The organism is Streptomyces sp. NPDC029152, assembly GCF_055564355.1.
The window spans coordinates 794,131-818,678 of sequence record NZ_JBVHWR010000001.1; the positions used below are offsets into that span (position 1 = coordinate 794,131).

General features: G+C 72.7%; 23 protein-coding genes and 2 pseudogenes. 14 read left to right on the forward strand and 11 right to left on the reverse strand.

Annotation, left to right across the window (positions count from 1 at the left end; all coding sequences use genetic code 11):
- Positions 1–33: 33 nt before the first annotated feature.
- Both ACZ4V6_RS03500 and map read right to left on the reverse strand, forming a co-directional pair.
- Positions 34–681, reverse strand: a complete 648-nt coding sequence (locus tag ACZ4V6_RS03500) for a biliverdin-producing heme oxygenase (RefSeq protein WP_467822092.1) — start codon at positions 679–681, stop codon at positions 34–36.
- A gap of 160 nt (positions 682–841) precedes the next feature.
- A complete protein-coding gene (map, locus tag ACZ4V6_RS03505) occupies positions 842–1,699 on the reverse strand; it encodes a type I methionyl aminopeptidase (protein ID WP_467822093.1) in 858 nt (285 codons plus the stop codon).
- Positions 1,700–1,756: 57 nt separating this feature from the next.
- On the opposite strand from map, the gene ACZ4V6_RS03510 reads away from it, so the two are divergent.
- Positions 1,757–1,987: a hypothetical protein gene (locus tag ACZ4V6_RS03510; RefSeq protein ID WP_467822094.1), complete on the forward strand. Its 231-nt coding sequence runs from the start codon at positions 1,757–1,759 to the stop codon at positions 1,985–1,987.
- A 10-nt stretch (positions 1,988–1,997) separates the two neighbouring features.
- Here ACZ4V6_RS03510 and ACZ4V6_RS03515 read toward each other — a convergent pair whose 3' ends face one another.
- Together ACZ4V6_RS03515 and ACZ4V6_RS03520 are read right to left on the reverse strand one after the other, a co-directional pair.
- The gene (locus ACZ4V6_RS03515) at positions 1,998–3,302 is read right to left on the reverse strand and encodes an MFS transporter (RefSeq protein WP_467822096.1); all 1,305 of its coding nucleotides are present in this window, start codon (positions 3,300–3,302) and stop codon (positions 1,998–2,000) included.
- A gap of 351 nt (positions 3,303–3,653) precedes the next feature.
- Positions 3,654–4,256: a hypothetical protein gene (locus ACZ4V6_RS03520; RefSeq protein WP_467822098.1), complete on the reverse strand. Its 603-nt coding sequence runs from the start codon at positions 4,254–4,256 to the stop codon at positions 3,654–3,656.
- Positions 4,257–4,388: 132 nt separating this feature from the next.
- Here ACZ4V6_RS03520 and npdG point away from each other — a divergent pair, with 132 nt between their 5' ends.
- Positions 4,389–5,096, forward strand: coding sequence for an NADPH-dependent F420 reductase (npdG, locus tag ACZ4V6_RS03525; RefSeq protein WP_467822100.1), 708 nt, complete (start codon positions 4,389–4,391; stop codon positions 5,094–5,096).
- A 98-nt stretch (positions 5,097–5,194) separates the two neighbouring features.
- Positions 5,195–5,383 carry a hypothetical protein gene (locus tag ACZ4V6_RS03530; protein WP_467822102.1) on the forward strand — a complete coding sequence of 63 codons (189 nt, stop codon included), beginning with the start codon at positions 5,195–5,197 and terminating at the stop codon, positions 5,381–5,383.
- On the opposite strand, the gene ACZ4V6_RS03535 is transcribed toward ACZ4V6_RS03530, so the two are convergent.
- Complete coding sequence (locus tag ACZ4V6_RS03535) at positions 5,373–6,170, reverse strand: site-2 protease family protein (protein ID WP_467822104.1); 798 nt, start codon at positions 6,168–6,170, stop codon at positions 5,373–5,375. The two genes, ACZ4V6_RS03530 and ACZ4V6_RS03535, sit on opposite strands and share 11 nt — an antisense overlap.
- A gap of 169 nt (positions 6,171–6,339) precedes the next feature.
- On the opposite strand from ACZ4V6_RS03535, the gene ACZ4V6_RS03540 reads away from it, so the two are divergent.
- Entirely contained in the window at positions 6,340–9,762 is a 3,423-nt protein-coding gene (locus ACZ4V6_RS03540; RefSeq protein WP_467822105.1) for an AfsR/SARP family transcriptional regulator, read from the forward strand.
- A 6-nt stretch (positions 9,763–9,768) separates the two neighbouring features.
- Here ACZ4V6_RS03540 and ACZ4V6_RS03545 read toward each other — a convergent pair whose 3' ends face one another.
- The 3 genes from ACZ4V6_RS03545 to panB all read right to left on the reverse strand — a co-directional run bounded on the left by ACZ4V6_RS03545 (position 9,769) and on the right by panB (position 12,639).
- On the reverse strand, positions 9,769–10,587 hold the full coding sequence (locus ACZ4V6_RS03545) for an ABC transporter permease (RefSeq protein ID WP_467822107.1): 819 nt from the start codon (positions 10,585–10,587) through the stop codon (positions 9,769–9,771).
- Entirely contained in the window at positions 10,584–11,612 is a 1,029-nt protein-coding gene (locus tag ACZ4V6_RS03550) for an ATP-binding cassette domain-containing protein (RefSeq protein ID WP_467822109.1), read from the reverse strand. Before ACZ4V6_RS03550 ends, ACZ4V6_RS03545 begins: the two co-directional genes overlap by 4 nt.
- Before the next feature lie 151 nt (positions 11,613–11,763).
- Positions 11,764–12,639 carry a 3-methyl-2-oxobutanoate hydroxymethyltransferase gene (panB, locus tag ACZ4V6_RS03555; RefSeq protein ID WP_467822110.1) on the reverse strand — a complete coding sequence of 292 codons (876 nt, stop codon included), beginning with the start codon at positions 12,637–12,639 and terminating at the stop codon, positions 11,764–11,766.
- A gap of 197 nt (positions 12,640–12,836) precedes the next feature.
- Here panB and ACZ4V6_RS03560 point away from each other — a divergent pair, with 197 nt between their 5' ends.
- From ACZ4V6_RS03560 to ACZ4V6_RS03590, 7 genes are all read left to right on the forward strand, one after another.
- Positions 12,837–14,429: an MFS transporter gene (locus ACZ4V6_RS03560; RefSeq protein ID WP_467822112.1), complete on the forward strand. Its 1,593-nt coding sequence runs from the start codon at positions 12,837–12,839 to the stop codon at positions 14,427–14,429.
- Positions 14,430–14,480: 51 nt separating this feature from the next.
- Entirely contained in the window at positions 14,481–15,101 is a 621-nt protein-coding gene (locus ACZ4V6_RS03565; RefSeq protein ID WP_467822114.1) for a TetR/AcrR family transcriptional regulator, read from the forward strand.
- Positions 15,102–15,403: 302 nt separating this feature from the next.
- Complete coding sequence (locus tag ACZ4V6_RS03570; protein ID WP_467822240.1) at positions 15,404–16,366, forward strand: endonuclease/exonuclease/phosphatase family protein; 963 nt, start codon at positions 15,404–15,406, stop codon at positions 16,364–16,366.
- 105 nt (positions 16,367–16,471) lie between these two features.
- A complete protein-coding gene (locus tag ACZ4V6_RS03575; RefSeq protein ID WP_467822115.1) occupies positions 16,472–17,698 on the forward strand; it encodes an MFS transporter in 1,227 nt (408 codons plus the stop codon).
- 409 nt (positions 17,699–18,107) lie between these two features.
- Positions 18,108–18,980 (forward strand): alpha/beta fold hydrolase, encoded by an 873-nt coding sequence (locus ACZ4V6_RS03580; RefSeq protein WP_467822117.1) that lies wholly within the window; start codon positions 18,108–18,110, stop codon positions 18,978–18,980.
- A 114-nt stretch (positions 18,981–19,094) separates the two neighbouring features.
- A complete protein-coding gene (locus tag ACZ4V6_RS03585; protein ID WP_467822118.1) occupies positions 19,095–19,949 on the forward strand; it encodes a helix-turn-helix domain-containing protein in 855 nt (284 codons plus the stop codon).
- A complete protein-coding gene (locus ACZ4V6_RS03590; RefSeq protein ID WP_467822120.1) occupies positions 19,946–20,161 on the forward strand; it encodes a DUF397 domain-containing protein in 216 nt (71 codons plus the stop codon). The genes ACZ4V6_RS03585 and ACZ4V6_RS03590 overlap by 4 nt, the downstream gene beginning before the upstream one ends.
- A 51-nt stretch (positions 20,162–20,212) precedes the next feature.
- Here ACZ4V6_RS03590 and ACZ4V6_RS03595 read toward each other — a convergent pair whose 3' ends face one another.
- The gene (locus tag ACZ4V6_RS03595) at positions 20,213–20,437 is read right to left on the reverse strand and encodes a hypothetical protein (protein ID WP_467822121.1); all 225 of its coding nucleotides are present in this window, start codon (positions 20,435–20,437) and stop codon (positions 20,213–20,215) included.
- A 542-nt stretch (positions 20,438–20,979) separates the two neighbouring features.
- On the opposite strand from ACZ4V6_RS03595, the gene ACZ4V6_RS03600 reads away from it, so the two are divergent.
- The gene (locus ACZ4V6_RS03600) at positions 20,980–21,573 is read left to right on the forward strand and encodes an RNA polymerase sigma factor (RefSeq protein ID WP_467822241.1); all 594 of its coding nucleotides are present in this window, start codon (positions 20,980–20,982) and stop codon (positions 21,571–21,573) included.
- Positions 21,570–21,896: a hypothetical protein gene (locus ACZ4V6_RS03605; protein ID WP_467822123.1), complete on the forward strand. Its 327-nt coding sequence runs from the start codon at positions 21,570–21,572 to the stop codon at positions 21,894–21,896. The genes ACZ4V6_RS03600 and ACZ4V6_RS03605 overlap by 4 nt, the downstream gene beginning before the upstream one ends.
- 24 nt (positions 21,897–21,920) lie before the next feature.
- Here ACZ4V6_RS03605 and ACZ4V6_RS03610 read toward each other — a convergent pair.
- Positions 21,921–22,007 (reverse strand): annotated as a pseudogene (locus ACZ4V6_RS03610) (glutamine synthetase); the annotation flags it as partial.
- A 105-nt stretch (positions 22,008–22,112) separates the two neighbouring features.
- Between ACZ4V6_RS03610 and ACZ4V6_RS03615 the strand changes: the two are divergent.
- Positions 22,113–22,670, forward strand: a pseudogene (locus tag ACZ4V6_RS03615) (transposase); the annotation flags it as partial.
- Here the strand turns inward: ACZ4V6_RS03615 and ACZ4V6_RS03620 are convergent.
- On the reverse strand, positions 22,619–23,404 hold the full coding sequence (locus ACZ4V6_RS03620; protein ID WP_467822125.1) for an SAM-dependent methyltransferase: 786 nt from the start codon (positions 23,402–23,404) through the stop codon (positions 22,619–22,621). The pseudogene ACZ4V6_RS03615 and the gene ACZ4V6_RS03620 sit on opposite strands and share 52 nt — an antisense overlap.
- Positions 23,405–24,548 lie beyond the last annotated feature (1,144 nt).

A 24,548-nucleotide genomic window follows, 5' to 3' on the forward strand; every position in this document is an offset into this window, starting at 1 on the left:
GCCCCTCCGGCGTCCCCTGCCCCCGGGGCGGGGTCACGCCGACAGCGGGAACTCCTCGCCCAGGGCCCGGAACACCGCCGTGTTCAGCGCGAAGGCCCGCTTGCACTCGGCGACCACCCGCTGCTTCTCCAGGTCGTCGGCGTGGACGCCGTCCAGCAGTTCGCGGTACTCGCGCTTGAACGCGCCCGGGTTCGTGATCTCGTCGAAGACGTAGAAGCGCACTCCGTCGCCCTTGCGCGCGAAGCCCCACGTCCGCTCCGCCCTGTCGCGGATGATCTGGCCGCCGGACAGGTCGCCGAGGTAGCGCGTGTAGTGGTGCGCCACGTACCCGGCGGGCCAGCTCTCGGCGCACTCGCGGATCCGGGCCGCGTAGGCCCCGGTCGCGGGCAGGGCGGTCAGGCCCGTGCGCCAGCCGGGACCGCGCAGGTGCTCCAGGTCCCGCTCCAGCGACGGCAGCCGCATCAGCTCCGCGCGCACGAAGGGCCCGGCCACCGGGTCCGACGCCAGCCGTCCGGCGGGGGCCTCCAGGGCCGCGTAGACGAACCACAGCTGCTCGGTGTAGCGCGCGTACGCCTCGACGCCGAGCCGGCCGCCGAGCAGATCGCTCATGAACGTGGAGGTCTCCGCTTCCACGTGCTGCTCGTGGGAGGCCGTGCGGATGAGGATCGAGAAGGAGTCCATGAGCCCGATCCTCTGTGGTTGGGGTTACCTGAGTCAATGAGTTGCCGACAAGGTGTCGGTAAAGTTCCCGACAGTCTGTCGGGAAGGCAGTACCCGGACGGGGCACGAAGAAGCCCGCCCCCCGTGACGGAGGGCGGGCTCTGGGCCGGTGGCGGGCCGGTCAGGGCAGCGTGAGGATCTCCGCGCCCGTGTCGGTCACCACCAGGGTGTGCTCGAACTGGGCGGTCCGCTTCCGGTCGCGCGTCACGACCGTCCAGCCGTCGTCCCACATGTCGTACTCGTGCGTCCCGAGCGTCAGCATCGGCTCGATCGTGAAGGTCATCCCGGGCTGGATGACGGTCGTCGCGTGCGGGCTGTCGTAGTGCGGGACGATCAGCCCGGAGTGGAACGACGAGTTGATCCCGTGCCCGGTGAAGTCCCGCACCACCCCGTACCCGAAGCGCTTGGCGTACGACTCGATGACCCGGCCGATGATGTTGATCTGCCGGCCCGGCTTGACCGCCTTGATCGCACGGTTCAGCGACTCCCTGGTGCGCTCGACCAGCAGCCGGCTCTCCTCGTCCACGTCGCCGACCAGGTACGTCGCGTTGTTGTCGCCGTGCACGCCGCCGATGTACGCCGTCACGTCCAGGTTGACGATGTCCCCGTCGCGCAGCACCGTGGAGTCCGGGATGCCGTGGCAGATCACCTCGTTGACGGAGGTGCACAGGGACTTCGGGAAACCCCGGTAGCCGAGCGTCGAGGGGTAGGCGCCGTGGTCGCACATGTACTCGTGCGCGACCCGGTCCAGCTCGTCCGTGGTCACGCCCGGCGCGATCAGCTTCGCGGCCTCGGCCATCGCCCGCGCCGCGATCCGCCCGGCCACGCGCATCGCCTCGATCGTCTCGGGCGTCTGCACCTCCGGCCCCGTGTACGGCGCCGGAGCCGGTTTGCCGACGTACTCGGGCCGGCGGATGTTTCCGGGTACGGAACGGGTGGGGGACAGCTCCCCTGGGACGAGCAGCGACTGGCCAGACATGCCGCGAGTCTAACCAGCGGGCAGCGGGGAAGATGTCGGTGGCGAGAGGAGCTGGTCATGGCCCTGTTCAAGAAGCGCACGGTCGGCAAGCCGGGCGAGTGGTACTACTGCCTGGAGCACAGGAAGGTCGAGGAGGGCCCGGAGTGCCCGGCCAAGGACCGCTTCGGGCCGTACGCGTCCCGGGCGGAGGCCGAGCACGCGATGCGGACGGCGCGCGAACGCAACCTGGAGTGGGAGAACGACCCCAGGTGGCACGACGCCCCGGCCGGGCGCGCGGACGAGGACTGACGAGGACCGGTCAGGCGTCCGGCACGGCGGCCGCCGCGCGCTTCTCGCGCAGCCGCACCGCGTGCTCGTTCGTCCGCGCGTCGTACGTCATCATCGTCGGCAGGCACAGCGCCAGCAGGCACACCGCGCCGGCGCACAGCAGCCCGCCCGACCACACCGACGCCCGCACCCCGGTGAGCGCGGCCGTGCCGCCGGCCCGGACCTGACCCAGCTGCGGGCCCACCGAGTACGACAGCAGCTCGATCCCGGCGAGCCGGCCGCGCAGCTCGTCCGGGATCGTCTGGTTCCACATCGCGCTGCGGAAGACGCCGCTGACCATGTCGCAGGCACCGGCCAGGGCGAAGCAGAGCAGCACCAGCCACACGTTCCCGGCGACACCGGCGGCGGCGATCGCGACGCCCCAGCCGACGGCCGCCAGTACCACCATCCGCCCGTGCCGGTGCACCCGCGTCGTCCAGCCGCTGCTCACGCTCACCAGCAGCGAACCGGCCGGGATCGCCGCGTACATCAGGCCCAGCGACCACTCGGCGTCCAGCTCGTCCGCGAGGAACGGCAGCACGGCCAGCGGCATCGCCAGGAACATCGCGGCGAGGTCGACCGCGTACGTGCCCAGCAGCTCCTTGCGGTTCCACGCGTACCGGGCGCCCTCCGCGATCGCCGCCCAGGACGGCTTCGCCGCGTCGTGCGAGGCGGGGGACGCGGCGAGACGCACCCCCAGCAGGACGGACACGGCGAAGGTGACGAGGTCCACCGCGTACGCCCACCCCAGCCCCGCGTACGCCACCACGACGCCGGCCAGCGCGGGCCCGGCGATCCCGCCGACCTGCCAGCGCAGCGCGGTCAGCGACGCGGCGGCCGGCAGGTCCTCGTGCGCCACGATCCGGGGGATCAGCGCGTCCAGCGCGGGCCGCTGGACCCCGCCGAGCGCCGAGGTGAGGGCCGCGACGACGTACAGCGGCCACACGGCGGGGTCCGGCAGCAGCGCGTTGACCAGCAGCACCGCGCACAGCAGGCCCTGGCCGGCCTCCGTCCACAGGATCAGCTTCCGCTTGTCCCAGGCGTCGGCCAGCGCCCCGCCGTACAGCCCGAACACCACCAGCGGAACCAGCTCCACGGCACCGATCGCGCCGACGGCCGCCGCCGACCCGGTCAGCTCCTTGAGCTGCACGGGCAGGGCGACGAACGTCAGGAAGCTCCCGAAGTTCGTGATCAGCCCCGCCACCCACAGCCGCCGGAAGTCGGCGGAGGCCCGCCAGGGCGACAGATCGGGCAGCAGGGCGCGCAGCCCGGAGGGGCCGGAGGACTCGTGGGTCACGAGGCGCCATCGTCGACGGAAGGACCACGGCGGGCAACCGGTTTTCCCACCGCGCCAGGGGGAGGCACCCGACGTCACAGCTGCGGGCAGACGTGCCGCCGGGGCGGCCCGGGTGGGCGCAGCGGCACCCGACGGCACCGGGCCACGCCACCCCCGCGCCAGGGGAGGCACCCGACGTCACAGCTGCGGGCAGACGTGCCGCTGGGGGCCCGGGTGGGCGCGGCGGCACCCGGCGGCGCCGGGCCACGCGATCCCGCCCCCGGCCGCGCCGGAGCGCCGGGCACCCGGCCGCGCCGGGCCACGCCACCCCCGCGCCCCCGGCCGCGCCGCCGGGTACCGGACCCCGCGCTCTCACCAGCGCGGCGGTGGCGGAGCCGTCAGGTGGTCGGTCAGGCGGGACAGGCGGTCACGGAAACGGCGGCGGCCCCGCGGGGGCGGCACCGCGTTCTCGCCGGCCGCCGCGCTGACCAGGTGCTGCACGGTGTCCAGGTCCAGCTCCGCCCCGTCCGGCACGGTCAGCGTCTCGTGCGCCATGGCCGTCAGCTCCCGCTCGCCGCTGCCCAGCGCCAGCACCGTCGCGCCGGCCCGCCGGGCGTCGTGCACCCGCTCCAGCAGCGGGGCCCCGGGATCGTCGGGCGCCACCACCAGCAGCGTCTCCCCCCGCCGGGCCGCCGCCAGCCGCCCCAGCCCCACCGCCAGGTGCGCCGGGTCCGACGGACGCGCGTCGTGCCGCACCAGGGTCGGCGCCAGCTCCGGCGTCCCCGACCAGGCGGCCTCGTCCACCAGGTGGGCCGCCAGGTGCCACGGCTCGTACCCGGCCGTGCCCACCAGCAGCAGCCCGCCCCCGTGCGGCACCACCGATCCCCGCAGCGCCCCCGCGAAACGCCGGGTGGCCCCCAGCCACTCGGTCCCGGCGAGCACGTCCCGCAGCAGCGCTACCCGTACGGCGTCCATGCGCCCGCATCCTGCCGCAACCCGGTCCCCCCGGCCCGGCGTTCGTCCCGGATTCCCCCGACCCGGGGACGGCGTCCCGCCCGGCGGCACCCGGACCGGTGCGGCGGCCGGGGCGGACGTAGGGTCGGGCCCATGACCTCTACCGACAGTGCCGCACAGAAGGCCCCCGCCAAGGACCCCTGGGACCTGCCCGACGTCTCCGGGCTCGTCGTCGGCGTGCTCGGCGGGACCGGCCCGCAGGGCAAGGGCCTCGCCTACCGCCTCGCCAAGGCCGGCCAGAAGGTGATCGTCGGCTCCCGCGCCGCCGAGCGCGCCCAGGCCGCCGCCGGGGAACTCGGGCACGGCATCGAGGGCGCCGACAACGCCGAGACCGCCCGCCGCAGCGACGTCGTGATCGTCGCCGTGCCGTGGGAGGGGCACGGCACGACCCTCGAGTCCCTGCGCGGGGAACTGGCCGGCAAGCTCGTCGTCGACTGCGTCAACCCGCTCGGCTTCGACAAGAAGGGCGCCTACGCCCTCAAGCCCGAGGAGGGCAGTGCCGCCGAGCAGGCCGCCGCCCTGCTGCCGGACAGCCGGGTCACCGCCGCCTTCCACCACCTCTCGGCGGTCCTGCTCCAGGACCCGGAGATCGACGAGATCGACACCGACGTCATGGTGCTCGGCGAGGAGCGGGCCGACGTGGAGATCGTGCAGGCCCTCGCCGGGCGCATCGCCGGCATGCGCGGCGTCTTCGCGGGGCGGCTGCGCAACGCCCACCAGGTCGAGTCGCTGGTCGCCAACCTGATCTCCGTCAACCGCCGCTACAAGGCGCACGCCGGGCTCCGCGTCACCGACGTGTGAGGCGATGGGGGACACTGGTGGGTGCCGGTGCCGCGCGTGCCGGCCGCACCCGCAGTACCGCGGTACCCGCACGTGTCCCCCCGACAGGAGCCCCGCCCATGCCCCGCCTCGCCGTCTACGCCCTGATCGTCTGCGTGCTCGCCGTGGTCGCCGCCGTCGTCTCCTTCGTGCAGGGCAGCGTGGTGATCGGCGTCGTCTGGGTGCTGCTGACGGGCGTGTCGTCCAACATGTGCTGGTACTACGTCAAGCGCGGCCGGACCCCGCGCCGCGAGTCGGTCACGAACTGACCGAGCAGTACTCGTCGGTCTGCCAGAACCGGTACAGCTCGAAGCCGCAGTACGAGTCGACGTCGCCGATCCCCAGCCCGCACAGGATCGCGTCGACCGCGTCGAAGAACACGCCGTTGACCGCCGGCAGCCACAGCAGCGCGAACACGAACAGCAGCCCGAACGGCGCGAACGGCTCCACCTGCCGCCGCACGCCGTACGACAGCCAGGGCTCGATCACCCCGTAGCCGTCCAGTCCCGGCACCGGCAGGAAGTTCAGGATCGCGGCCGTGACCTGGAGCAGCGCGAGGAAGGCGAGCGCGAGCCGGAAGTCGCGCGGCACGCCGTCCAGCGCGTCCAGCCAGAACGGGGCCGTGCACACCGCGGCGAACAGGACGTTCGTCAGCGGACCCGCGGCCGAGATCAGACTGTGCCGCCAGCGCCCGCGGACGCGGTCGCGCTCGATGAACACCGCGCCGCCCGGCAGGCCGATCCCGCCCATGATCACGAACAGCACGGGCAGCACGACGCTCAGCAGCGCGTGCGTGTACTTCACCGGATTCAGCGTGAGGTAGCCCTTCGCGCCGACCGAGATGTCGCCGCCGTGCAGCGCGGTGCGCGCGTGCGCGTACTCGTGCAGGCACAGCGAGACGATCCACGCGGCCGTCACGAACAGGAACACGGCCAGGCCCGGCTGCTCGGCGAACCCGCTCCAGGTGGCCCACCCCGTGACCGCCGTGACGGCCAGGATCCCGAGGAACACGGGACTGATCCGGCGGTCGCCGGGGCGGGTGGTGGCGGCGGTCATGGGACTCCCTGACTGACTTGCGCAGGCACGGCCTGGCCCGAGGTGATCACGGGGACTGCCGACCGTACCCGGCGCGGCGGGTGTTCGGCGAGGCCCCGGCCGGCCGCTGCCGCGCCGCACCGGCACAAACCCCGTGACCGGTCCCGACGGCGCCAGGGACAATGGCCCCGTGCGCTATCGCATCCTCGGCACCACCCAGGTACTCCGCCCCGACGGCACGGCCGTCCCCGTGGGCGGGGCGCGACTGCGCGCCCTGCTGACCGTGCTCGCCCTCAGGCCCGGCCGCGCCGTGCCCGCGGGGCTGCTGGTGGAGGAGGTGTGGGGCGACGACCCGCCCGCGGACGCGCCGGGCGCCCTCCAGGCGCTGGTGGGGCGGCTGCGCCGGGCGCTCGGCGCGTCCGCGGTCGCCTCCGCCGACGGCGGCTACCGGCTCACCGCCGCCCCCGACGACATCGACCTGCACCGCTTCGACCGGCTGGCCGGCGAGGGGGCCCGCGCCCTCGCCGGCGGCGACCCGGACAAGGCGGCCGAGCTCCTCGACGACGCCCTCGCCCTGTGGCGCGGTCCCGCCCTCGCCGACCTGCCCGACCGCACCGCCGAGGCGGCCCGCTGGGAGACCCGGCACCTGGACGTCCTGCGCGCCCGCCACGCCGCCGCCCTGGACCTCGGGCAGGCGGAGCGCGCCCTGCCCGAGCTGACCGCGCTGTGCGACGGCCACCCCCTGGACGAGCGCCTCCAGGCCCTGCGGCTGCGCGCCCTGCGCGACACCGGGCGCACCGCCGAGGCGCTGGCCGCCTACGAGGGCCTGCGACGCCTGCTCGCGGACCGCCTCGGCACCGACCCGGGGCCCGAGCTGCGCGCGCTGCACGGGGAGTTGCTCAACCCCACGGCGTCTTCCGGTCTCACGGCGCCCTCCGGTCCCACGGCGTCCTCCGGCGCCGCGGCGCACCCCGGTTCCGAGGGGCGCGCGACGCCCGCCGGACCTGCGGCGCACCCCGGTTCCGCGGCCCCCGCCGGCCCCGCCGCGCGCTCCGCGTCCGGGACCCGCGAGGCCCCCGCCGCGACCCGGCCCCGGGGCAACCTCCGCGCCCGGCTCACCTCGTTCGTCGGCCGGGACGCCGACATCGAGGCCCTGCGCGCCGACCTGGCGACCGCACGGCTCGTCACCCTGCTCGGGCCCGGCGGCGCCGGGAAGACCCGGCTGTCGCAGGAGGCCGCCGAGGGCGCCGGTGAGGTCGCGCTGGACGGCGCCTGGCTGGCCGAACTCGCCCCCGTCGACGACCCCGACGCCGTGCCGGAGGCCGTGCTGACCGCCCTCGGCGCCCGCGAGACCGTGCTGTACGGCGCCGGCGCCGAGGAGATGCGGGCCGCCGCCGCCGACCGGCAGGCCACCGCCGTCGAGCGCCTCGTCGAGCACTGCGGCCGACGCCGCATGCTGATCGTCCTCGACAACTGCGAGCACGTCGTCGACGCCGCCGCCCGGCTCGCCGAGGAACTGCTCGCCCGCTGCCCCCGCCTGACCGTCCTCGCCACCAGCCGCGAACCCCTCGGCGTGCCGGGCGAGCTGCTGCGCCCGGTCGAGCCGCTCCCCGAGCCGGCCGCGCTGCGGCTGCTCGCCGACCGGGGAGCAGCCGCCCGCCCCGGCTTCCGCCCCGACGCCGACGAGGAGACCGCGGCAGCCTGCGCCGAGATCTGCCGCCGCCTCGACGGCCTGCCGCTCGCCATCGAACTGGCCGCCGCCCGGCTGCGCATGCTCACCCCGCGCCAGATCGCCGACCGCCTCGACGACCGCTTCCGCCTGCTCACCTCCGGCAGCCGCACCGTCCTGCCCCGCCAGCAGACGCTGCGCGCGGTCGTCGACTGGTCCTGGGACCTGCTCGACGAGGAGGAACGGGACGTCCTCGGCCGCCTGTCGGTGTTCGCCGGCGGCTGCGACCTGGCCGCAGCCGAGGCCGTGTGCGGGCCGGCCGCGCTGGAGGCGCTCGGCTCCCTGGTCGACAAGTCCCTGGTCGTCGTCGCCGCCCCCGCCGGCGACGGCGAGATGCGCTACCGCCTGCTGGAGACCGTCTCCGAGTACGCCGGCGAACGCCTCGACGAGACCGGCGCCCGCGCCGTCGCCGAACGCGCCCACCTGACGTACTACCGCGAACTCGCCCGCACCACCGACCCGTTGCTGCGCGGTCCCGGGCAGCTGCCCGCCATCGAGCGGCTGGAGCGCGAGTACGAGAACCTGCGCACCGCCCTGCGGCACGCGATCGCCGAGCGCGACGAGCAGGAGGCGCTCAGCCTGGCGCTGTCGCTGGTCTGGTACTGGCAGATGCGCGACCTGCGGGTGGAGGCCCGGAACTGGTTCAGCGAGGTCATGGCCCTCGGCCCGGACCCGTTCGGCGAGCCGGTCCGGCGCGCCGAGCCGGTGTGGGAGCGGTGCACGTCCGCGCCGCCCCCGATGACCGGGGAGGTGCTCGCGGAGGCCCGGCGGGGAGTCCACCTCGCCCACCTCGCCTGCATGGACACGGAGCTGGACGCCTGGCAGAACCCGCAGGCCCAGCGGAAGCTGCGCGTCATCGCCGAGACCTACGAACCGGGCATGCCGCAGACCTGCGCCCCTCCCGGCCTGCTCTGGTTCTTCGCGGTGATGCTCTCCGGCGACATGGACCGGCTGCACGAGATCATGAACGCCGCGGTGCGCACCTGCCGCGAGACGCCGGGCTTCGAATGGGAGCTGGCCGGTGCGCTGCAGATGCGCGCCCAGATGCTCGCCAACCGCACCGACTGGGCGGGCGACGCGGCCCGCGACGCCGACGAGGCGCTGGGCATCTACCGCCGCCTCGGTGACGCCTGGGGCACCGCCGAGGCCCTGTCCGCCCGCGCCGAGGCCCAGGAGCGCCAGGGCGAGTACCGGCTGGCGGCCGCCTCCTACGAGGCCGCCGCGGAACTCGCCCGACGGATCGGGGCGCACGCCCAGGTGGACATCCTGGAAGCCCGGCTCGGCAGCGTGCTGATGGAGGCGGGCCACACCGATCGGGGTGAGCTCATGCTGCGCGCGGTGATCGCCCGGACGGAGGGGACGGGACACAACGGCGCCATGCCGGCGGCCCGGCTCTACCTCGCCGGCCGGCTCGGCATAACCGGCCGGACCGCCGAGGCCCGCGAGGAGCTGCGGCTGCTGCGCGAGAACTTCTCCATCGCCCACTTCGTCGTCTTCGACGCCTTCCTCCTCGCCGCCGAGGCGTGGCTCGCCACGCTGGAGGGCCGCCACGAGGAGTGCCTGACCAGGATCCGGGAGTCGCTGGAGCGGGCGGACGACCCGCTGTCCACCGCCATCGCCCCGCACATGCGGTCCGGGTTCCTGACCATCGCCGCGATGGCGATGGCCCGGGTGGACGGCGGGCGCCGCGCCGTGGACGCCGCGCGCTGCATCGGTGCCGCCGACGCGACGCTGCCGCCGGACCACGTCGCGATGGGCCTGGAGCGGGACGCGCGCGTCCGGGCCGTGGAGCGGGTCCGCGAGGTGCTCGGCACCGAGGCCTACGGGGCCGCGTACGCCGAGGGCACCGGCCTCACCGTGGAGGAGGCCGGTGCCCTGGTCTGACCCGGGTCAGGCCTTCGTGCGGAACTTGTGGATCGCGATCGGCGCCATCACCGCCGTGAGCGCCACCGACCAGCCCACCGTCATCCACAGGTCGTGCGCGACGGGGCCGCCCACCATCAGGCCGCGCGCGGCGTCGGCGAGGCTGGAGAGCGGGTTGTAGTCCGTGAAGGCCTTCAGCCAGCCCGGCATCGACTGCGTCGGCGCGAAGATCGACGAGCCGAACTGGAGCGGCATCAGCACCAGGAAGCCCATCGCCTGCACGGACTGCGCGTTCTTCATCGTCACGCCCAGCGTGAGGAAGATCCACATCAGGGCCGAGCCGAACAGCACCGACAGCCCCACGGAGGCCAGCAGCCCGCCCCAGTCGGTGATGTCGAAGCCGACGAGAACACCGACGATCAGGAGCACCACGGTGGCGAACAGCATCCGCATCAGCTCCACGGCGATCTTGGCGAACAGCACCGAGCCGCGCCCGATCGGCAGGGACCGGAAGCGGTCCATGACACCGGAGTTGAAGTCCTGGTTGAAGCCGGTGCCCACGCCCTGGGCCATGTTCATGCCCATCATGGCCATCAGGCCGGGCACCACGTACTGCACGTACGCCTGCTGCCCGCCGCCCAGCGACTGGCCGATGGAGCCGCCGAAGACGTAGACGAACAGCAGCGTGAAGATCACCGGGAACAGGATCGCGTCGAACATCGACTCCGGGTCCTGCCGGATCCACAGCAGGTTGCGGCGGACCAGCGCGCCGGTGTGCCGTACGTGCCCGCGCAGCGGGATCCGCGCGTCGGGAGCGGGAGCGGGGGTGACGGTGGCGGCGCTCATACGGCGACCTCCTCGCGGGTGTCGGTGGCGGGCGCGGGGTCCTGCGGGACACTGGCGCGGTGGCCGGTGAGGGACAGGAAGACCTCGTCCAGGCTGGGCAGTTCGGTGCTGATGGAGGCGATGGTGATGCCGCGCGCGGTGACCGCGCCGACCACGGCGGTCAGCTGCTCGTCACTGAGGATCGGCACCAGCACGGCCCCGCGCTGGGCGTCCACGGTGGAGTTGGCGAGCCCGGTGATGCCCATCTCGTCCAGGAAGGAGGCGAGCGGGCGCAGCTGGGCCGGATCGACCGGGCGGACGCGCAGGGTGCGCCCGCCGACCTTCGCCTTCAGCTCCTCGATGCCGCCGTTCGCGATGACCTTGCCGCGGTCGACGACGGTCAGCTCGGAGGCGAGCTGCTCGGCCTCCTCCATGTACTGGGTGGTCAGCAGCACGGTGACGCCGTCGCCGACCATGCGCTTGACCTCGTCCCACACCTCGTTGCGGGTGCGCGGGTCGAGGCCCGTGGTGGGCTCGTCCAGGTAGAGGACGGCCGGGTGCCCGATCATGGAGGCGGCCAGGTCGAGGCGGCGCCGCATGCCGCCGGAGTAGGTCGACGCGGGACGCTTGGCGGCCTCGGTGAGCGAGAACCGCTCCAGCAGTTCGTCGGCCCGCGCGCGGGCGTCCCTACGGGACAGGTCGAGCAGCCGCCCGATCATGTAGAGGTTCTCCCGGCCGGGGAGCTTCTCGTCCACGGACGCGTACTGCCCGGTGAGCCCTATCACCCGCCGCAGCTGCCGGGGCTGGCGTACGACGTCGTAGCCGGCGACGTGCGCCTGTCCGGCGTCGGGGGCGATGAGGGTGGACAGGATGCGCACGAGGGTGGTCTTGCCGGCGCCGTTCGGCCCGAGCACGCCCATCACGGTGCCCTCGCGCACGTCCAGGTCGACGCCGTCCAGCGCCTTGGTCTCGCCGTAGTGCTTGACCAGTCCCCGCACGGTGACCGCGCTGTTCGCGGCCGGGGGATCTCCGTCGATTCGCTTCATGCCGACGACGGTGTCAGGGGCCGCCGACAGACCGCCGACAGTCCGCCGACAGCCGTCCGGCGCCACCGACAGCCCGCCGACGTCCCGCCGACGGCACCGGGCCCCGCCGACGGGGGAGGATCGGCGGGGCCCGGTGTCGTACCGCGATGGCTCAGTGGACGGAGTGCTCCTCCAGCGGGAACGTTCCGCCGACGACGTCGTCGGCGAACGCCTTCGCCGCGTCGCCCATGACCTGCCGCAGGTCGGCGTACTTCTTCACGAACTTCGGCACCCGCCCGCCGGTCAGCCCGAGCATGTCGGTCCACACCAGCACCTGCGCGTCCGTCTGGGGACCCGCGCCGATGCCGACGGTCGGGATGTGCAGGGTGCGCGTCACCTCGGCGGCCAGCTCGGCCGGCACCAGCTCCAGGACGACCGCGAAGGCGCCCGCGTCCTGCACGGCCTTGGCGTCACGCAGCAGCTGCTGGGCGGCCTCCTCGCCGCGGCCCTGCACCCGGTAGCCCATGGCGTTGACGGACTGCGGGGTGAGGCCGATGTGCGCCATCACGGGGATGCCGGACTCCACCAGCAGCTCGATCTGCCGGTGCGAGCGCTCGCCGCCCTCCAGCTTGACCGCCCCGGCCCCGGCCTCCTTGACCAGCCGGGTCGCCGAGCGCAGCGCCTGCACCGGGCCCTCCTGGTAGGACCCGAAGGGCAGGTCGGCCACGATCAGGGCACGGCTGGTGCCCCGGACGACGGCGGCCGAGAGCATGGTCATCTCGTCCAGCGTGACGGGGACGGTGGTGTCGTAGCCGAGGTGGCAGTTGCCCGCGGAGTCGCCGACGAGCATGACCGGGATGCCGGCCTCGTCGAAGACGGACGCGGTCATCGCGTCGTACGCGGTGAGCATGGGCCACTTCTCGCCGCGCTCCTTGGCGGCGGTGATGTCCCGGACGGTGATGCGGCGGGTGCTCTTGCCCCCGTACAGCGCCCTGCCGCCGTCGGCGGGCTTGGCCTGAGGCGTCTGGGCAGCCGGAAGCTGCGTCATGGCAACGGCTCCTTCATGTCATCTCGAGGCGCCCTGACGGCGTCCCCGGATCCCTCCCATGGTGGCATCCCGCGCCGACGGTCGGCTAGGGGACCCGCGCCACGCGGTCCACGGCCGGATCCGACGGGCGTAAGAGCTGGGTAAGAGGTTTACGATACGGAACGGTCTCGTATATGAGGAATCCTAGGCTCGACGGTATGACTACTCCTGCCGTCTCCGCCTCCCGGCACATACCGGAAGAGGTGCACCGGCGCCGCTGGGCCATCCTCGGTGTGCTCATGCTGAGCCTGCTGATCGTGGTGCTCGACAACTCGATCCTGAACGTCGCCGTCAAGACCATCTCCACCCCCGAGCCCACCGGCCTGGGCGCCACCCAGAGCGAGCTGGAGTGGGCGATCAACGCCTACACCCTCGTCTTCGCCGGCCTGCTGTTCACCGCCGGTCTGCTGGGCGACCGGCTCGGGCGCAAGAAGGTCCTGCTCGGCGGCCTGGCCGTGTTCGGCATCGGTTCCGCCCTCGCCGCCTTCTCCGGCTCGCCCGGCGAACTCGTCGCCTTCCGCGCGGTGATGGGCCTGGGCGCCGCCTTCGTCATGCCCGCCACCCTCGCCGTCCTCATGAACGTCTTCGAGCGCGGGGAACAGCCCAAGGCCATCGGCATCTGGGCCGCCGGCGTGGGCCTGGCCATCGCCATCGGCCCGATCACCGGCGGGCTGCTCCTGGACCACTTCTGGTGGGGCTCGGTCTTCCTCGTCAACGTGCCGATCGTCGTCCTGGCCCTCGCGCTGATGCTGTGGCTGGTCCCCGACTCCCGCGACCCGAACCCCGGCCGCCTCGACCCGGTCGGCGTCGTCCTGTCCGTCGTCGGCCTCGTCCTGCTCGTCTACGGCATCATCAAGGGCGGCCAGCTCGCCGACTTCACGGACGCGGCCGTGCTGGCGACGACCGGCGCGGGCCTCGCCGTGCTCGTGGCCTTCGTCGTGCACGAGAAGCGCAGCGACCACCCGTCCATCGACGTCACGTACTTCCGCAACAAGGTCTTCTCCGCCGCGATCGCCGCCATCGCGCTGGTCTTCTTCGCGCTGATGGGCGTGACCTTCTTCTCCGTCTTCTACACCCAGAGCGTGCTCGGCTACTCCCCGCTGGAGACCGGCCTGCTCATGCTGCCGCTGGCCGTCTCGCAGCTGGTCTTCGCTCCCCGGGCCCGACTCCTCGTCGACCGTTTCGGCAACCGGGTCACGACCACGGCCGGGATGGCGCTCATCGCCGCGATGCTGGCCGCGTTCGCCACGCTGGAGGCGGACACGCCGGTCTGGCTGCTGGAGGTCTACTTCTTCCTCATGGGCACCGGCATGGCGCACATCATGACGCCGACCAGCGTCGTCATCATGCAGGCCCTGCCCCGCGAGAAGGCCGGCTCGGCCTCCGCGCTCAGCAACACCTTCCGCCAGGTCGGCGGCGCCCTCGGCATCGCCGTCCTCGGCTCCGTGCTGTCCACCGCCTACCGCAACGGCATCGAGGGCGACCTCGGCCGCGTCCCGGCCGGCCTGCGCCACACGGCCGGGGAGTCCATCGAGGCCACGCTCGGCGTCGCCGCGAAGCTCGGCCCCGGGGGCGAGGCCCTGGTCGGCCCGGCCAACGACGCCTTCCTGCACGCCATGCACGTCACCGCCCTGTGGGGCGCGGGCGTCGCCGTGCTCGGCGCGGTCGTGGTGGCCCTGTTCCTGCCGGGCCGGACCCCGCGGCCCGGGGCGTCCGAGCGGGAACGGGAGCCGGCGGCCACGATGGAGTAGTACCGCCGCACCAGGGACGATCGGACCCGGCCCAGGGAAAGGACCCGGCACGTGAGCCTCGACAGCCGCCCGCCGCACCACTGGCCCGCGCGGGGGCGCCCCCGCAGCGAGGCCGTCGAGCGCGCCATCATCGAAGGCGTGCTGGAACTCCTGGAACAGGGCGTCCCGCTCGCCGAGCTCTCCGTCGAGCGCATCGCGCGCACGGCCGGCGTCGGCAAGGCCACCATCTACCGCCGCTGGAGGGGCAAGGAGGAACTCTTCGTCGACGTGGTGCGGGCCGCCGAGCCCGAGGACCCGGTCCTGCCCGGCACCTCGATGCGCGACGACCTGATCGTCGTCCTCGAGTCGCTGCGGCAGCGGGGCCTGACCAGCCGGTCGGCGATCCTGCACAGCGTGTACGCCCAGATGAAGTCCAGTCCCAGGGTCTGGGCGGCCTACCACGACACCGTCGTCCTCCCGCGGCGCAGGCTCGGCATCGAGGTGCTGCGCCGCGGCCGCGACAACGGCGAACTGCGCGACGACGTCGACCTGGACCTGCTCCACGACATCGTCGTCGGCCCCATGCTGGTCCGCGCGGTCCTGCGTCCGGAGGGCGACCTCCCCGAGGACCTCGCCGCACAGATCGTCGACACCCTGCTCGCCGGACTGCGCCCCGCCCCACCCGGCTCCTAGGGCCCGTCCGGCGACTCCCGTCCGGGGCGCGAATGTGAGCGTTCCGTCACAGAGGCCCTTGGGCCCAAGCGTGTTCGGAACTCCGGACACCGGCCCGTGCGTCCTCGTGCCCGTACGGTCGTCATGGGACGACAGGAACGGAACCGATCATCCCCTAGGGTGCTGTGACACGGGGGGGCGACGGTGTGCACGGCAGGCAGTGAGGCGGCGGTATGGCGCAGCAGGCGTACATGACGGAGACGGACAACGGCGGCTCGGGGCCCGAGCGTCGGGGCCCCCGGCTCCGGCGCCTGTTCGACCGGATGGCCACCGGCTGGCGCGGGGACCGGCGGATCTGGCGCCGGGGTCTGGTCACGGCGGCGGTGGCCGTGGTCCTGGCCGTCGTCATGGCGGCGCACTCGCACATCCCCAACGCCGTCGGCAACCTCGGCAGCCTCACCGAGACCTTCCTGCCGTGGTTCGGCCTGCTGGTCCCGGTCCTGCTCGTGATCGCCCTCGTCCGCAGGTCGGCGACGGCGCTGATCGCGCTCGTCCTGCCGGTGACGGTGTGGCTGAACCTCTTCGGCGGCCTGCTCTTCGACAAGACCGGCGCCGGCGGCGACCTCACGGTGGCCACGCACAACGTCAACGCCGACAACGCCGACCCGGCCGGCACCGCCCGTGCCGTGGCCGCCGCGGGCGCCGACGTGCTGGCCCTCGAGGAGCTGAAGGCGTCCGCCGTGCCGACGTACGAGAAGACGCTGGAGTCGACGTACCCGCATCACGCGGTCGTCGGCACCGTCGGACTGTGGAGCAGGTATCCGATGAGCGACGTGAAGGCGGTCGACATCCAGCTGGGCTGGAAGCGCGCGATGCGCGCCACCGTGGCCACCCCCTCCGGGCCGGTCGCCGTGTACGTCGCCCACCTTCCCTCCGTCCGGGTGAAGCTGGAGGCCGGTTTCACCGCCCGGCAGCGGGACAAGAGCGCGGGCGCCCTCGGCGAGGCCATCTCCGACGAGAAGCTGCCCCGCAAGATCCTGCTCGGCGACCTCAACGGCACCATGAACGACCGCGCGCTCACCGCGATCACCTCGCAGATGCGCTCCCCGCAGGGTGCCGTGGGCGACGGCTTCGGCTTCAGCTGGCCGGCGTCCTTCCCGATGGCCCGCATCGACCAGATCCTGGTCACCGGTGTCGAGCCGGAGACCAGCTGGACGCTGCCGGAGACCGGCAGCGACCACCTGCCGATCGCCGCGCGTGTGAAGGTCGACACAACGGCTTCCTGAGATTCGCCGCCGGAATACCCGCCCTGAGAGGCTTTGTTCCGTACGGGAACATAAAAACGTCCCCTCCCCGTACGCACACTCCGCTCTCGAAAGGCGAGACCCTTCATGCCCCTGGCCCTGCTAGCCCTCGCCGTGGGCGCCTTCGGCATCGGCACGACCGAGTTCGTGATGATGGGCCTGCTGCCCGATGTCGCCGAGGACCTGCACCTCTCGATCCCCACCGCCGGACACCTCGTCTCGGCGTACGCGCTCGGCGTCGTCGTCGGCGCCCCGCTGCTCGCGGCGGCGACCGCGCGGATGTCCCGCCGCACGGTCCTGATCGCCCTGATGGTCCTCTTCGTCGCGGGCAACGCGCTGTCGGCCGTCGCCCCCGGCGAACTCTCCCTGCTCGCCGCCCGCTTCGTCAGCGGCCTGCCGCACGGCGCCTTCTTCGGCGTCGGCGCGGTGGTCGCCACCGGCATGGTGGCACCGGAACGCAAGGCCCGCTCCGTCTCCCTGATGTTCCTGGGGCTGACGGTCGCCAACATCGTCGGCGTCCCCGCGGCCACCGCCGTGGGCCAGCACCTGGGGTGGCGGGCCACGTTCCTCGGCGTGAGCGCGATCGGCGTCGCGGCGACGGCGGCCCTCGTCGTCCTGATCCCGCGCGACCACGCCCCCGCCCCCACGACGGGCCTGCGCGGCGAACTGGCCGCCCTGCGCTCCCTGCCCGTCTGGCTGGCACTCGGCACCACGGTCGCCGGCTTCGGCGCGCTCTTCGCCGCCTACAGCTACATCACGCCGATGCTCACGGACGCGGCGGGCTTCGCCGACGCGAGCGTGACCCTGCTGCTGGCCCTCTTCGGCGTCGGCGCCACCGCGGGCAACCTGCTGGGCGGACGCCTGGCGGACCACTCCCTGCGCGGCACGCTCTTCGGCGGCCTCGCCTCCCTGGTCGTGGTCCTCGCGCTCTTCCCCCTCCTGATGCGCACGGAGGTCACGGCGGCCGCCGCCGTGGCGCTGCTCGGCATGGCCGCCTTCATCACCGGCTCGCCCCTGCAGCTGATGGTCATGGAGAAGGCCTCGGCGGCCCCCTCCCTCGCCTCCTCGGCCAACCAGGCCGCCTTCAACCTCGCCAACGCCGGCGGCGCCTGGATCGGCGGCCTCGCCCTCGCGGCGGGCTTCGGCGCCACCTCTCCGGCCCTGGCGGGCGCGGCCCTCGCGGTCCTCGGCCTGGCGGTCGCGGGCGCGGCGTGGGCGGTGGACCGGCGCCGCGCCGACGGCGCACGGGCGCACGGCCACGAGCGGGTGGTCGCGGGACACGTGCCGGAGGCGTCGCAGACGGTACGGCGCTGACACCGGGCCGCGCGGCCTCCCCGCCGCGCGGCCGGTCAGAGGCCGTCGGGAAGGACCCGGAAGCAGGTGCACCGCCCGCCCCACGGCCGCGGCCCCGCTCTCGTCCCCGCCCACGGGACCGCCGGGGCCGAAGGTCTCCTCGCCGGACACGAACGGTCCGTCCCGGACGCGGTGCGCCGGGGCGATGCGGTGGACGCCCTCGCGGACGATCTCCGCCTCCGCGGCACCGGGACGTGCGGCGGCCTCCTCGACGAGCGCGAGGCCGCTGTCCTCGGCCTGGACGTCGGTGCGTATCAGAGCCACGCCCTCGGTGGTACGGCTCCTGTACCACCGAGGGCGTGGCGTCGGCGGACGCCGGACGGCGAAAAGGCCGTGCGGACCTGCTCGGCGGCGCTGCATGATGCGGACCATGTCTGTCCGTATCACCGAACCGACCCGCCTCGGCGAGACGCGCCTGCCGGACGGCCGCCTGCTCGGCTGGGCCGAGTGGGGGCCGCCGGACGGTGTGCCCGTCCTGCTGTGCCCCGGGGCGGCCACCAGCAGCCGGCTCGGCTTCGGCGCCGGCGTCGTCGACGCGCTCGGCGTCCGCCTGGTCTCCGTCGACCGCCCCGGACTGGGCGCCTCCACGCCCGCTCCCGGCCGCACCTTCGCCGATTTCGCCGCCGACGTGCACCGGTTGTGCGTCCTGCGGGACCTAGGGCGTCCGGCCGTGGTCGGCAACTCCCAGGGCGCGCCGTTCGCGCTCGCCTGCGCCGAGGCCGGCCTCGTCTCGGCACTGGCCCTCGTCTCGGCCGCCGACGAGGTCGCCGCACCCGAGTTCGCCCCCGCCCTGCCCGCGGACCTGCGCGCCCTGACCGAACTGGCCGTGCGGGACCCGGCCGCCGCCGAGGAGTTCTTCGCGGGCTTCGACGCGGACGCGATGTGGGGCCTGGTGACGGGAGGCGGCCCCGACTGCGACCTCGCCGTCTACCGGGACCCCGGGTTCTCGACCGCGTACCGCCGGGCCCTGACCGAGGGGTTCGCCCGGGGCGCCGCCGCCGGATACGCCCGGGACACCGTCCTCGCCATGGGGCGGTGGGACATCGGGTTCGACCGGATCACCGTCCCGGTCGACATCTGGTACGGCGAACACGACACCACGCACTCGCCCGACCACGGGGCCCTGCTCGCCACCCGCCTGCCCGGAGCCCGCCGCAGGATCGTCCCCGGCATCGGCGGCGCCGTCCTGTGGACCCACGCCGAGGCGATCCTGACGTCGCTGCTGGAGAACGTCCGCCCCTGAGAAGCCCGCCGGTCACCCGTTCGCGTGCTGGAGCCCCGACCACCCCGTCCGCGCGGACCCGCCCGCCTACCGTGAGCGGCGTCGCGATACGACGCGTACGGCGGAGGGGTGCGGATGCCGGTGGACGGCGGGACGGACGAGCCGGGCTGGGAGGTCGACCCGGACGACGAGTGGGGCGTGGCCGTCCTCGCCACCGTCGGGCGGCAGCTGAAGCTGCGGCGCGAGGCGGTGGGGATGCGGGCGGGCGACTTCGGTACGGCGGTGGGGTACGGGGAGGACCTCGTCTACAAGATCGAGGGCGGGAAGCGGATTCCCCGGCGGGAGTACCTGGAACGGGCCGACGAGGTGCTGGAGGCGGGCGGGCTCATCGCCGCGGCCTGGGAAGACGTGAAGAAGGTCCGGTATCCGAAGCATGTGCGGGACCTGGCGAAGATGGAGTCGAGGGCCGTCGAGTTGCTGTCGTACGGTATCCACAACCTGCACGGCCTCGTACAGACCGAGGAGTACGCCCGCGCTCTGCTGGGCACGCGCCGACCGGCGCTTTCGGAGGACGAGTTGGAGCGGGCGGTCGCCGCACGGATGGCACGCAGGGGGATCTTCGATCGAGCCCCCGCCCCGGAACTCAGCTTCGTACAGGAAGAGGTGACCCTGAGGCGTCCGGTCGGAGGCAGGATGGTGTTGCGCAGGCAGCTCGAACACCTGCTGGAGGTGGCGCGGTTGAGGCATGTCGAGGTCCAGGTGATGCCGACGTCTCGCGGCGACCACCCTGGAACGGGAGGACGGATCCAGGTGCTCAAGTTCGCCGACGGAACGGCGGTCGGCCGGGCCGACGACGAGTTCGACAACCGGCCGGTGACCGACCCCCGACACCTGCGGATCCTCGAACTCCGCTATGGCATCATCCGCGCTGAAGCGCTGACCGCCCGAGAATCAGTGGCATTCATCGAACAACTGCTGGGGGAGACATGAGCCGCACGGACGCGTCCGAAGACGTCACCGGCCTGGCCTGGTTCAAGAGCAGCTACAGCGACAGCAGTAATCCCAACGACTGCGTCGAGGTCGCCATAGCCACCGCGACCGCCACCGTCCACATCCGTGATTCCAAGCGCCCCGACGGCCCCCGCCTCGCCGTCGACCGGGCCGCGTGGGAAGGGTTCCTGGCCGGCACCGGCGCGCACTGAGCGGGCCCCGGACCAGGTGGTCCGGGGCCCGGCGTGCTTCGAGGCCGTGGGTCAGACGCTCGTGGTGTGGGCCTGGCCGTACTCCGCGGCGCCGCCGAGTGCCACCGAGGCGCCGAGACCGGCGCAGACGGAGAGCGGGCCGGCCTCGGCGTAGAGACCCGCGCCGGCGAAACCGCCGGACGTGCTGACGGCGGTGCTGACGGCGAGGCCGCCGGACACCTGGTCGAGGTCGGTGTCGGAGAGTTCGGCCGTGTCGACCCGGGGGACGAGGTTCATGGCAGGTCTTCCCTTCGCGCGAAAGAAGTCGGAGCGGTGGAGCGCGCACGCCGGAGCTCCGGATCGGGGGGTCCGGAACCGCTTGCCGGGATGCCGCGCGCTGATCAAAGCACGCTCATGAACGACCCACCATCCGCGCGTTGTCGGGCGTTCACCGGTGTGTGCGTGCGGTCGGGGGAAGAGCCCCCGTCTTCACGTAATCCCCCGGTGGGGGAGCCTTTCCGGAGTCACGATGCCCGCGGCTGCCCCGGCCCGCCACCGCCCCGCCCGCTCCACGTGACCGTGCGATGAACGCTGTGCAGGTCCGCGGCATTTTCGGAGAACGGGCGCCGGACCGAATCCTTTCCGGCCCTTCCCGCCTCTAGTGCGTGTGCCGGCCGAACGGGCCGGCGGAACCGGAAGGAGACACCGATGCTCGTCACTGGCCTCGTAGTGGTCGGAGCCCTGCTCGTGGGCGCGTGCGCGTGGCACCTGACGCGGCGCTACCGGAACGGGAACTGACCGGCGCCCGCGCGTCCGACGACTTCCTGTACGAGGAGCAGATGAACCCACGCTTCCCGTGGCCGGACGAGCGGCTGATCAGGGCCGCTCAGGACGGCGACGTCACGTCGCTCACCACCGTCGTCATGGAATCGCAGCCCCACGTGCGCAGGTTCGCCCTGTCGCTGTGCGCCTCGCCGCAGGACGCGGAGGACGCGGCGCAGGAGGCGCTGATCATCCTCTACCGGAAGATCGGCACCTTGCGGGCCACGGGCGCGCTCGCCTCGTGGATGTTCCGGATCGTGCGCAACGAGTGCCTGCGGCAGGTACGCCTGCTCGTCGCGCGGAGGGAGGACGCGTCCGACGGGCCGGAGGCGCCCGCGGAACCGTCCGCCGAGGACGCGGTGCTGCACCGACTGGAGGCGGAACGGATCGCGGCTGCCGTGAGCGCCCTTCCCCGCGACCAGCGACAGGTCCTGATCATGCGGGACGTCCAGGGCCTGCCCGGCAGGACCGTCGCCCACGCGCTGGGCCTGAGCAACGCCGCGATGAAGTCGCGACTGCACAGGGCACGCGCGGCACTGCGTCACTCACTGGCCATGACCGATGAGACAGTCGGCCGGACCGTCGACCGGCCGGTCGGAGGAGAACCATGACCGTAGAATCCGCCCAGGACACGGGGGCCCCGCCCACCGCACCGTCCGCGGCCCCCGGGAAGAACTTCGCCGGCACGTCCGTCCCGCGCCACCTGGCGCGCGGCGCCGTCGGCTTCGGGCTGATCATCGGCTCGATCGCCCTGGTCCCCGTCGCCGGCCCGGCCGCCCTGCTGGCGGCCCCGCTGGCCCTGATCGCCTTCCGGGGCTGCCCCACCTGCTGGATGGTCGGCCTGGCGCAGACCGTCTCCCGCGGCCGTCTGGAGCGCCGGTGCGCGGACGGCGTCTGCACCCTCACCAAGGCGCGAGGACCCGACGGTCCCTGACCGCCGGACCCGCCCGACCTGCCCCTACAGCACCGGCAACGACTTCCGCAGCTCGAACGCGGTGACCTGGGAGCGGTACTCCTCCCACTCCTGGCGCTTGTTGCGCAGGAAGTGACGCAGCTGAGGAACAGCCTCCACTCTTTGGGGTCTGTCCAGCGCTGACCGATGACTGAACGGTCATCGCTGGTCTTCGTTGGTTGCCGTGGGCCGTCGTCCGACGGCCCACGGACGGCCCAGCCATCCGCCTGGAAGTCCTCGAACGACCCCGACTACGCCGCGAAGAAGGCCCGAATCGAGCACCTCTACGCGATCGCCGACGGCGAGGTCGTCCCCGAGGAAGGCGAGCCCGAAGTCATCCTCTGCATGGACGAGTTCGGCCCGCTCAACCTCCAGCCCCTCCCCGGACGTCAGTGGGCCGAGCGCGGCGGCAAGCACAAGACCCCCGACCGCGAGCCACGGCCCCGGCGCCGTGCGACCTACACCCGCCCGCACGGCGTCCGGCATCTATTCGCCGCCTACGACCTGGGCAAGGACCAGCTCTACGGCCACATCAAGAAGGCGAAGGATCGCTCCGAGTTCCTGGAGTTTTGCCGCTACCCGCGCGGTCTGCACCCTGTCGGGAAGCACATCACGATCGTGTGTGACAACTACTCGCCGCACCTGGCCACGAAGCGGTGCCGCCGGGGGGCGGACTGGGCCGAGGCCAACCATGTCGAGATCGCCTACGCGAGGTCGTGGACAGGGCGAACGTCGCCTGAGGAAGCCGCACCCCGACGGAACAGCGCGGTCCACAGGAAGGTCACGCCGAACAGTGCTGACTCGGGCGGCTCCTCCCGCATGCGGCGCAGTCCGACCTCTGCCAGGTCGGAGAAGATCCAGCGCAGCGATTCGGGCGTGTAGGCGAGGCCGCCCTGCGACCGGCCTTCACGGTAGAGGTCCGCGTCGGTGAGTTCCGACCCCGTTCCCGTCTCTCCGGCGGCGAAGCTGGTGAGCGCGAGATGGCCGCCTGGCGCGAGGACGCGGTCGAGGAGGGCCAGGTAGCTGACGCGTCGGTGCGGCGGCAGATGATGGAAGCACCCTGAGCCGACGACCAGGTCGTACGGTCCGCTCAACTCGGTGGCGGGGAGCGTGAAAGCGTCACCGCACAGGAAACGGACATCGACTCCAGCCTCGTGAGCCCGGTCCTCGCCCCAGGCGACGGCAACGGGAGAGAGGTCGACGGCGTCCACCTCGAAGCCGTGCGCTGAGAGGTGCAGGGCGTTGCGGCCGGGTCCGCATCCCAGGTCCAGGGCCCGGCCGGGAGCGATCAGGCCCTGGTCGAGGTAGGCGGCCAGATTCTCGTCCGGCTTCGCCGCGAGGAACGGGACCGGCCTTGACCGGTCGGCGTAGAAGCGGTCCCAGAAGTCCTTGCCGTCGCCGGTCGCCACGCGGCCGGCCTCGGGTTCAGAGGCGAAGAGCCCGTCCAGGAGCGCGAGAAGGTCCTCGACGGTGCGTACGGTCCGGTCCATCCGGCCCCCCTTTCGACCGAGCTCGACGATAGGAACGACGAGGACGAAAGACCAGATCAGGCGGCGTATGGCGATGGCTGGAGTGGGCTGCTGCGGCCCTCGGAGCAGGCGGTGAAGGGAAACCCCCTCCAGGCCCCGAACCGACATCCGCCCAAGCACCCATCAGGGGCCAGGTAGGGGCCATCCTCGGACACAGGGCGGAGACTGTTTTGACGAGTTTTCCAGCGGTGCTACGGAGCGAGCGTTGTCTGGTGCGGCACTGGTACTCCGAAAGTGAAAAGGTCCACCGATTCTCTCGGCGGACCTTCATGAAGTAGCGGGATCAGCCGCAGTGTCCCCAGTTCGAGTCCGTGCCGACCACCCCTACCTGGCCACCGAACCGCACACAATTTCCAGCAGCGTAAAGTTTCACAGGGCCTGCGTACTGGGTGTAGTAGCCCCAGTCGGACACCTTGGTCCCTCCATTCACCTCAAGCCATGCCCCCATGTACAACTTGACGCCAGGCGTCCGAGATGTAGTGATAACACAGTTGTAACCGTTGGAATAATAAAGATCAATCCATCCGGTGTCGATGCTCATTCTCTCAATTCGAGTGCCGGCGCACGAAGAAGCTGCAGAGGCGGCTTGAGCCGTCCCCCCTCCCGAAATGAGCATCGAACCGGTAAGTGCTGCCATCGCGGCGCCTATTCCGAACCTACGGAGCCCTTTAGGAAATTTCACGATATCCGCCTTCTTGTGACGTTGACCAGAAATAGTCAAATGCAACCAGGGTGATTTTAGGGTTGGGGTTGCCTGCATGTCCACGACACCTGAATATTCGGAGAAGTGATCTTCGGCACTCGCGCACGCCTGCAAGGCCTTTGAGGGGTCGCGAGGCGGGCGGTTCGTCCGCCAGGCCACGGATGTGGCGATATGCCGGCTCACGGTGGCGGGCAGCCCTGAAAGCGGTGCAGGCATGGCCGCCTGGCGAGCATGCGGGTGTCGAATCCGTATGAGGGCCGAGCGAGTTCATGCCTGCCCGCGCATCCTCCCGCATGCCGTCCCGCCTGGAACAACTGAGGGGCGCCTCCGGTCCCGTCCGACCGGAAAGCATCGATGACTTGCGGACGTGCCTGAGCGATGTACCCGATCCGCGCGCCCGTC

What these genes read in the sequence shown, in the direction of transcription:
- ACZ4V6_RS03500 (WP_467822092.1), bottom strand. Translation starts at nt 681, where the DNA reads ATGGACTCCTTCTCGATCCTCATCCGCACGGCCTCCCACGAGCAGCAC.
- map (WP_467822093.1), bottom strand. Translation starts at nt 1,699, where the DNA reads ATGTCTGGCCAGTCGCTGCTCGTCCCAGGGGAGCTGTCCCCCACCCGT.
- ACZ4V6_RS03510 (WP_467822094.1), top strand. Translation starts at nt 1,757, where the DNA reads ATGGCCCTGTTCAAGAAGCGCACGGTCGGCAAGCCGGGCGAGTGGTAC.
- ACZ4V6_RS03520 (WP_467822098.1), bottom strand. Translation starts at nt 4,256, where the DNA reads ATGGACGCCGTACGGGTAGCGCTGCTGCGGGACGTGCTCGCCGGGACC.
- npdG (WP_467822100.1), top strand. Translation starts at nt 4,389, where the DNA reads ATGACCTCTACCGACAGTGCCGCACAGAAGGCCCCCGCCAAGGACCCC.
- ACZ4V6_RS03530 (WP_467822102.1), top strand. Translation starts at nt 5,195, where the DNA reads ATGCCCCGCCTCGCCGTCTACGCCCTGATCGTCTGCGTGCTCGCCGTG.
- ACZ4V6_RS03535 (WP_467822104.1), bottom strand. Translation starts at nt 6,170, where the DNA reads ATGACCGCCGCCACCACCCGCCCCGGCGACCGCCGGATCAGTCCCGTG.
- ACZ4V6_RS03545 (WP_467822107.1), bottom strand. Translation starts at nt 10,587, where the DNA reads ATGAGCGCCGCCACCGTCACCCCCGCTCCCGCTCCCGACGCGCGGATC.
- ACZ4V6_RS03550 (WP_467822109.1), bottom strand. Translation starts at nt 11,612, where the DNA reads ATGAAGCGAATCGACGGAGATCCCCCGGCCGCGAACAGCGCGGTCACC.
- panB (WP_467822110.1), bottom strand. Translation starts at nt 12,639, where the DNA reads ATGACGCAGCTTCCGGCTGCCCAGACGCCTCAGGCCAAGCCCGCCGAC.
- ACZ4V6_RS03560 (WP_467822112.1), top strand. Translation starts at nt 12,837, where the DNA reads ATGACTACTCCTGCCGTCTCCGCCTCCCGGCACATACCGGAAGAGGTG.
- ACZ4V6_RS03570 (WP_467822240.1), top strand. Translation starts at nt 15,404, where the DNA reads ATGGCCACCGGCTGGCGCGGGGACCGGCGGATCTGGCGCCGGGGTCTG.
- ACZ4V6_RS03575 (WP_467822115.1), top strand. Translation starts at nt 16,472, where the DNA reads ATGCCCCTGGCCCTGCTAGCCCTCGCCGTGGGCGCCTTCGGCATCGGC.
- ACZ4V6_RS03580 (WP_467822117.1), top strand. Translation starts at nt 18,108, where the DNA reads ATGTCTGTCCGTATCACCGAACCGACCCGCCTCGGCGAGACGCGCCTG.
- ACZ4V6_RS03585 (WP_467822118.1), top strand. Translation starts at nt 19,095, where the DNA reads ATGCCGGTGGACGGCGGGACGGACGAGCCGGGCTGGGAGGTCGACCCG.
- ACZ4V6_RS03590 (WP_467822120.1), top strand. Translation starts at nt 19,946, where the DNA reads ATGAGCCGCACGGACGCGTCCGAAGACGTCACCGGCCTGGCCTGGTTC.
- ACZ4V6_RS03595 (WP_467822121.1), bottom strand. Translation starts at nt 20,437, where the DNA reads ATGAACCTCGTCCCCCGGGTCGACACGGCCGAACTCTCCGACACCGAC.
- ACZ4V6_RS03600 (WP_467822241.1), top strand. Translation starts at nt 20,980, where the DNA reads ATGAACCCACGCTTCCCGTGGCCGGACGAGCGGCTGATCAGGGCCGCT.
- ACZ4V6_RS03605 (WP_467822123.1), top strand. Translation starts at nt 21,570, where the DNA reads ATGACCGTAGAATCCGCCCAGGACACGGGGGCCCCGCCCACCGCACCG.
- ACZ4V6_RS03620 (WP_467822125.1), bottom strand. Translation starts at nt 23,404, where the DNA reads ATGGACCGGACCGTACGCACCGTCGAGGACCTTCTCGCGCTCCTGGAC.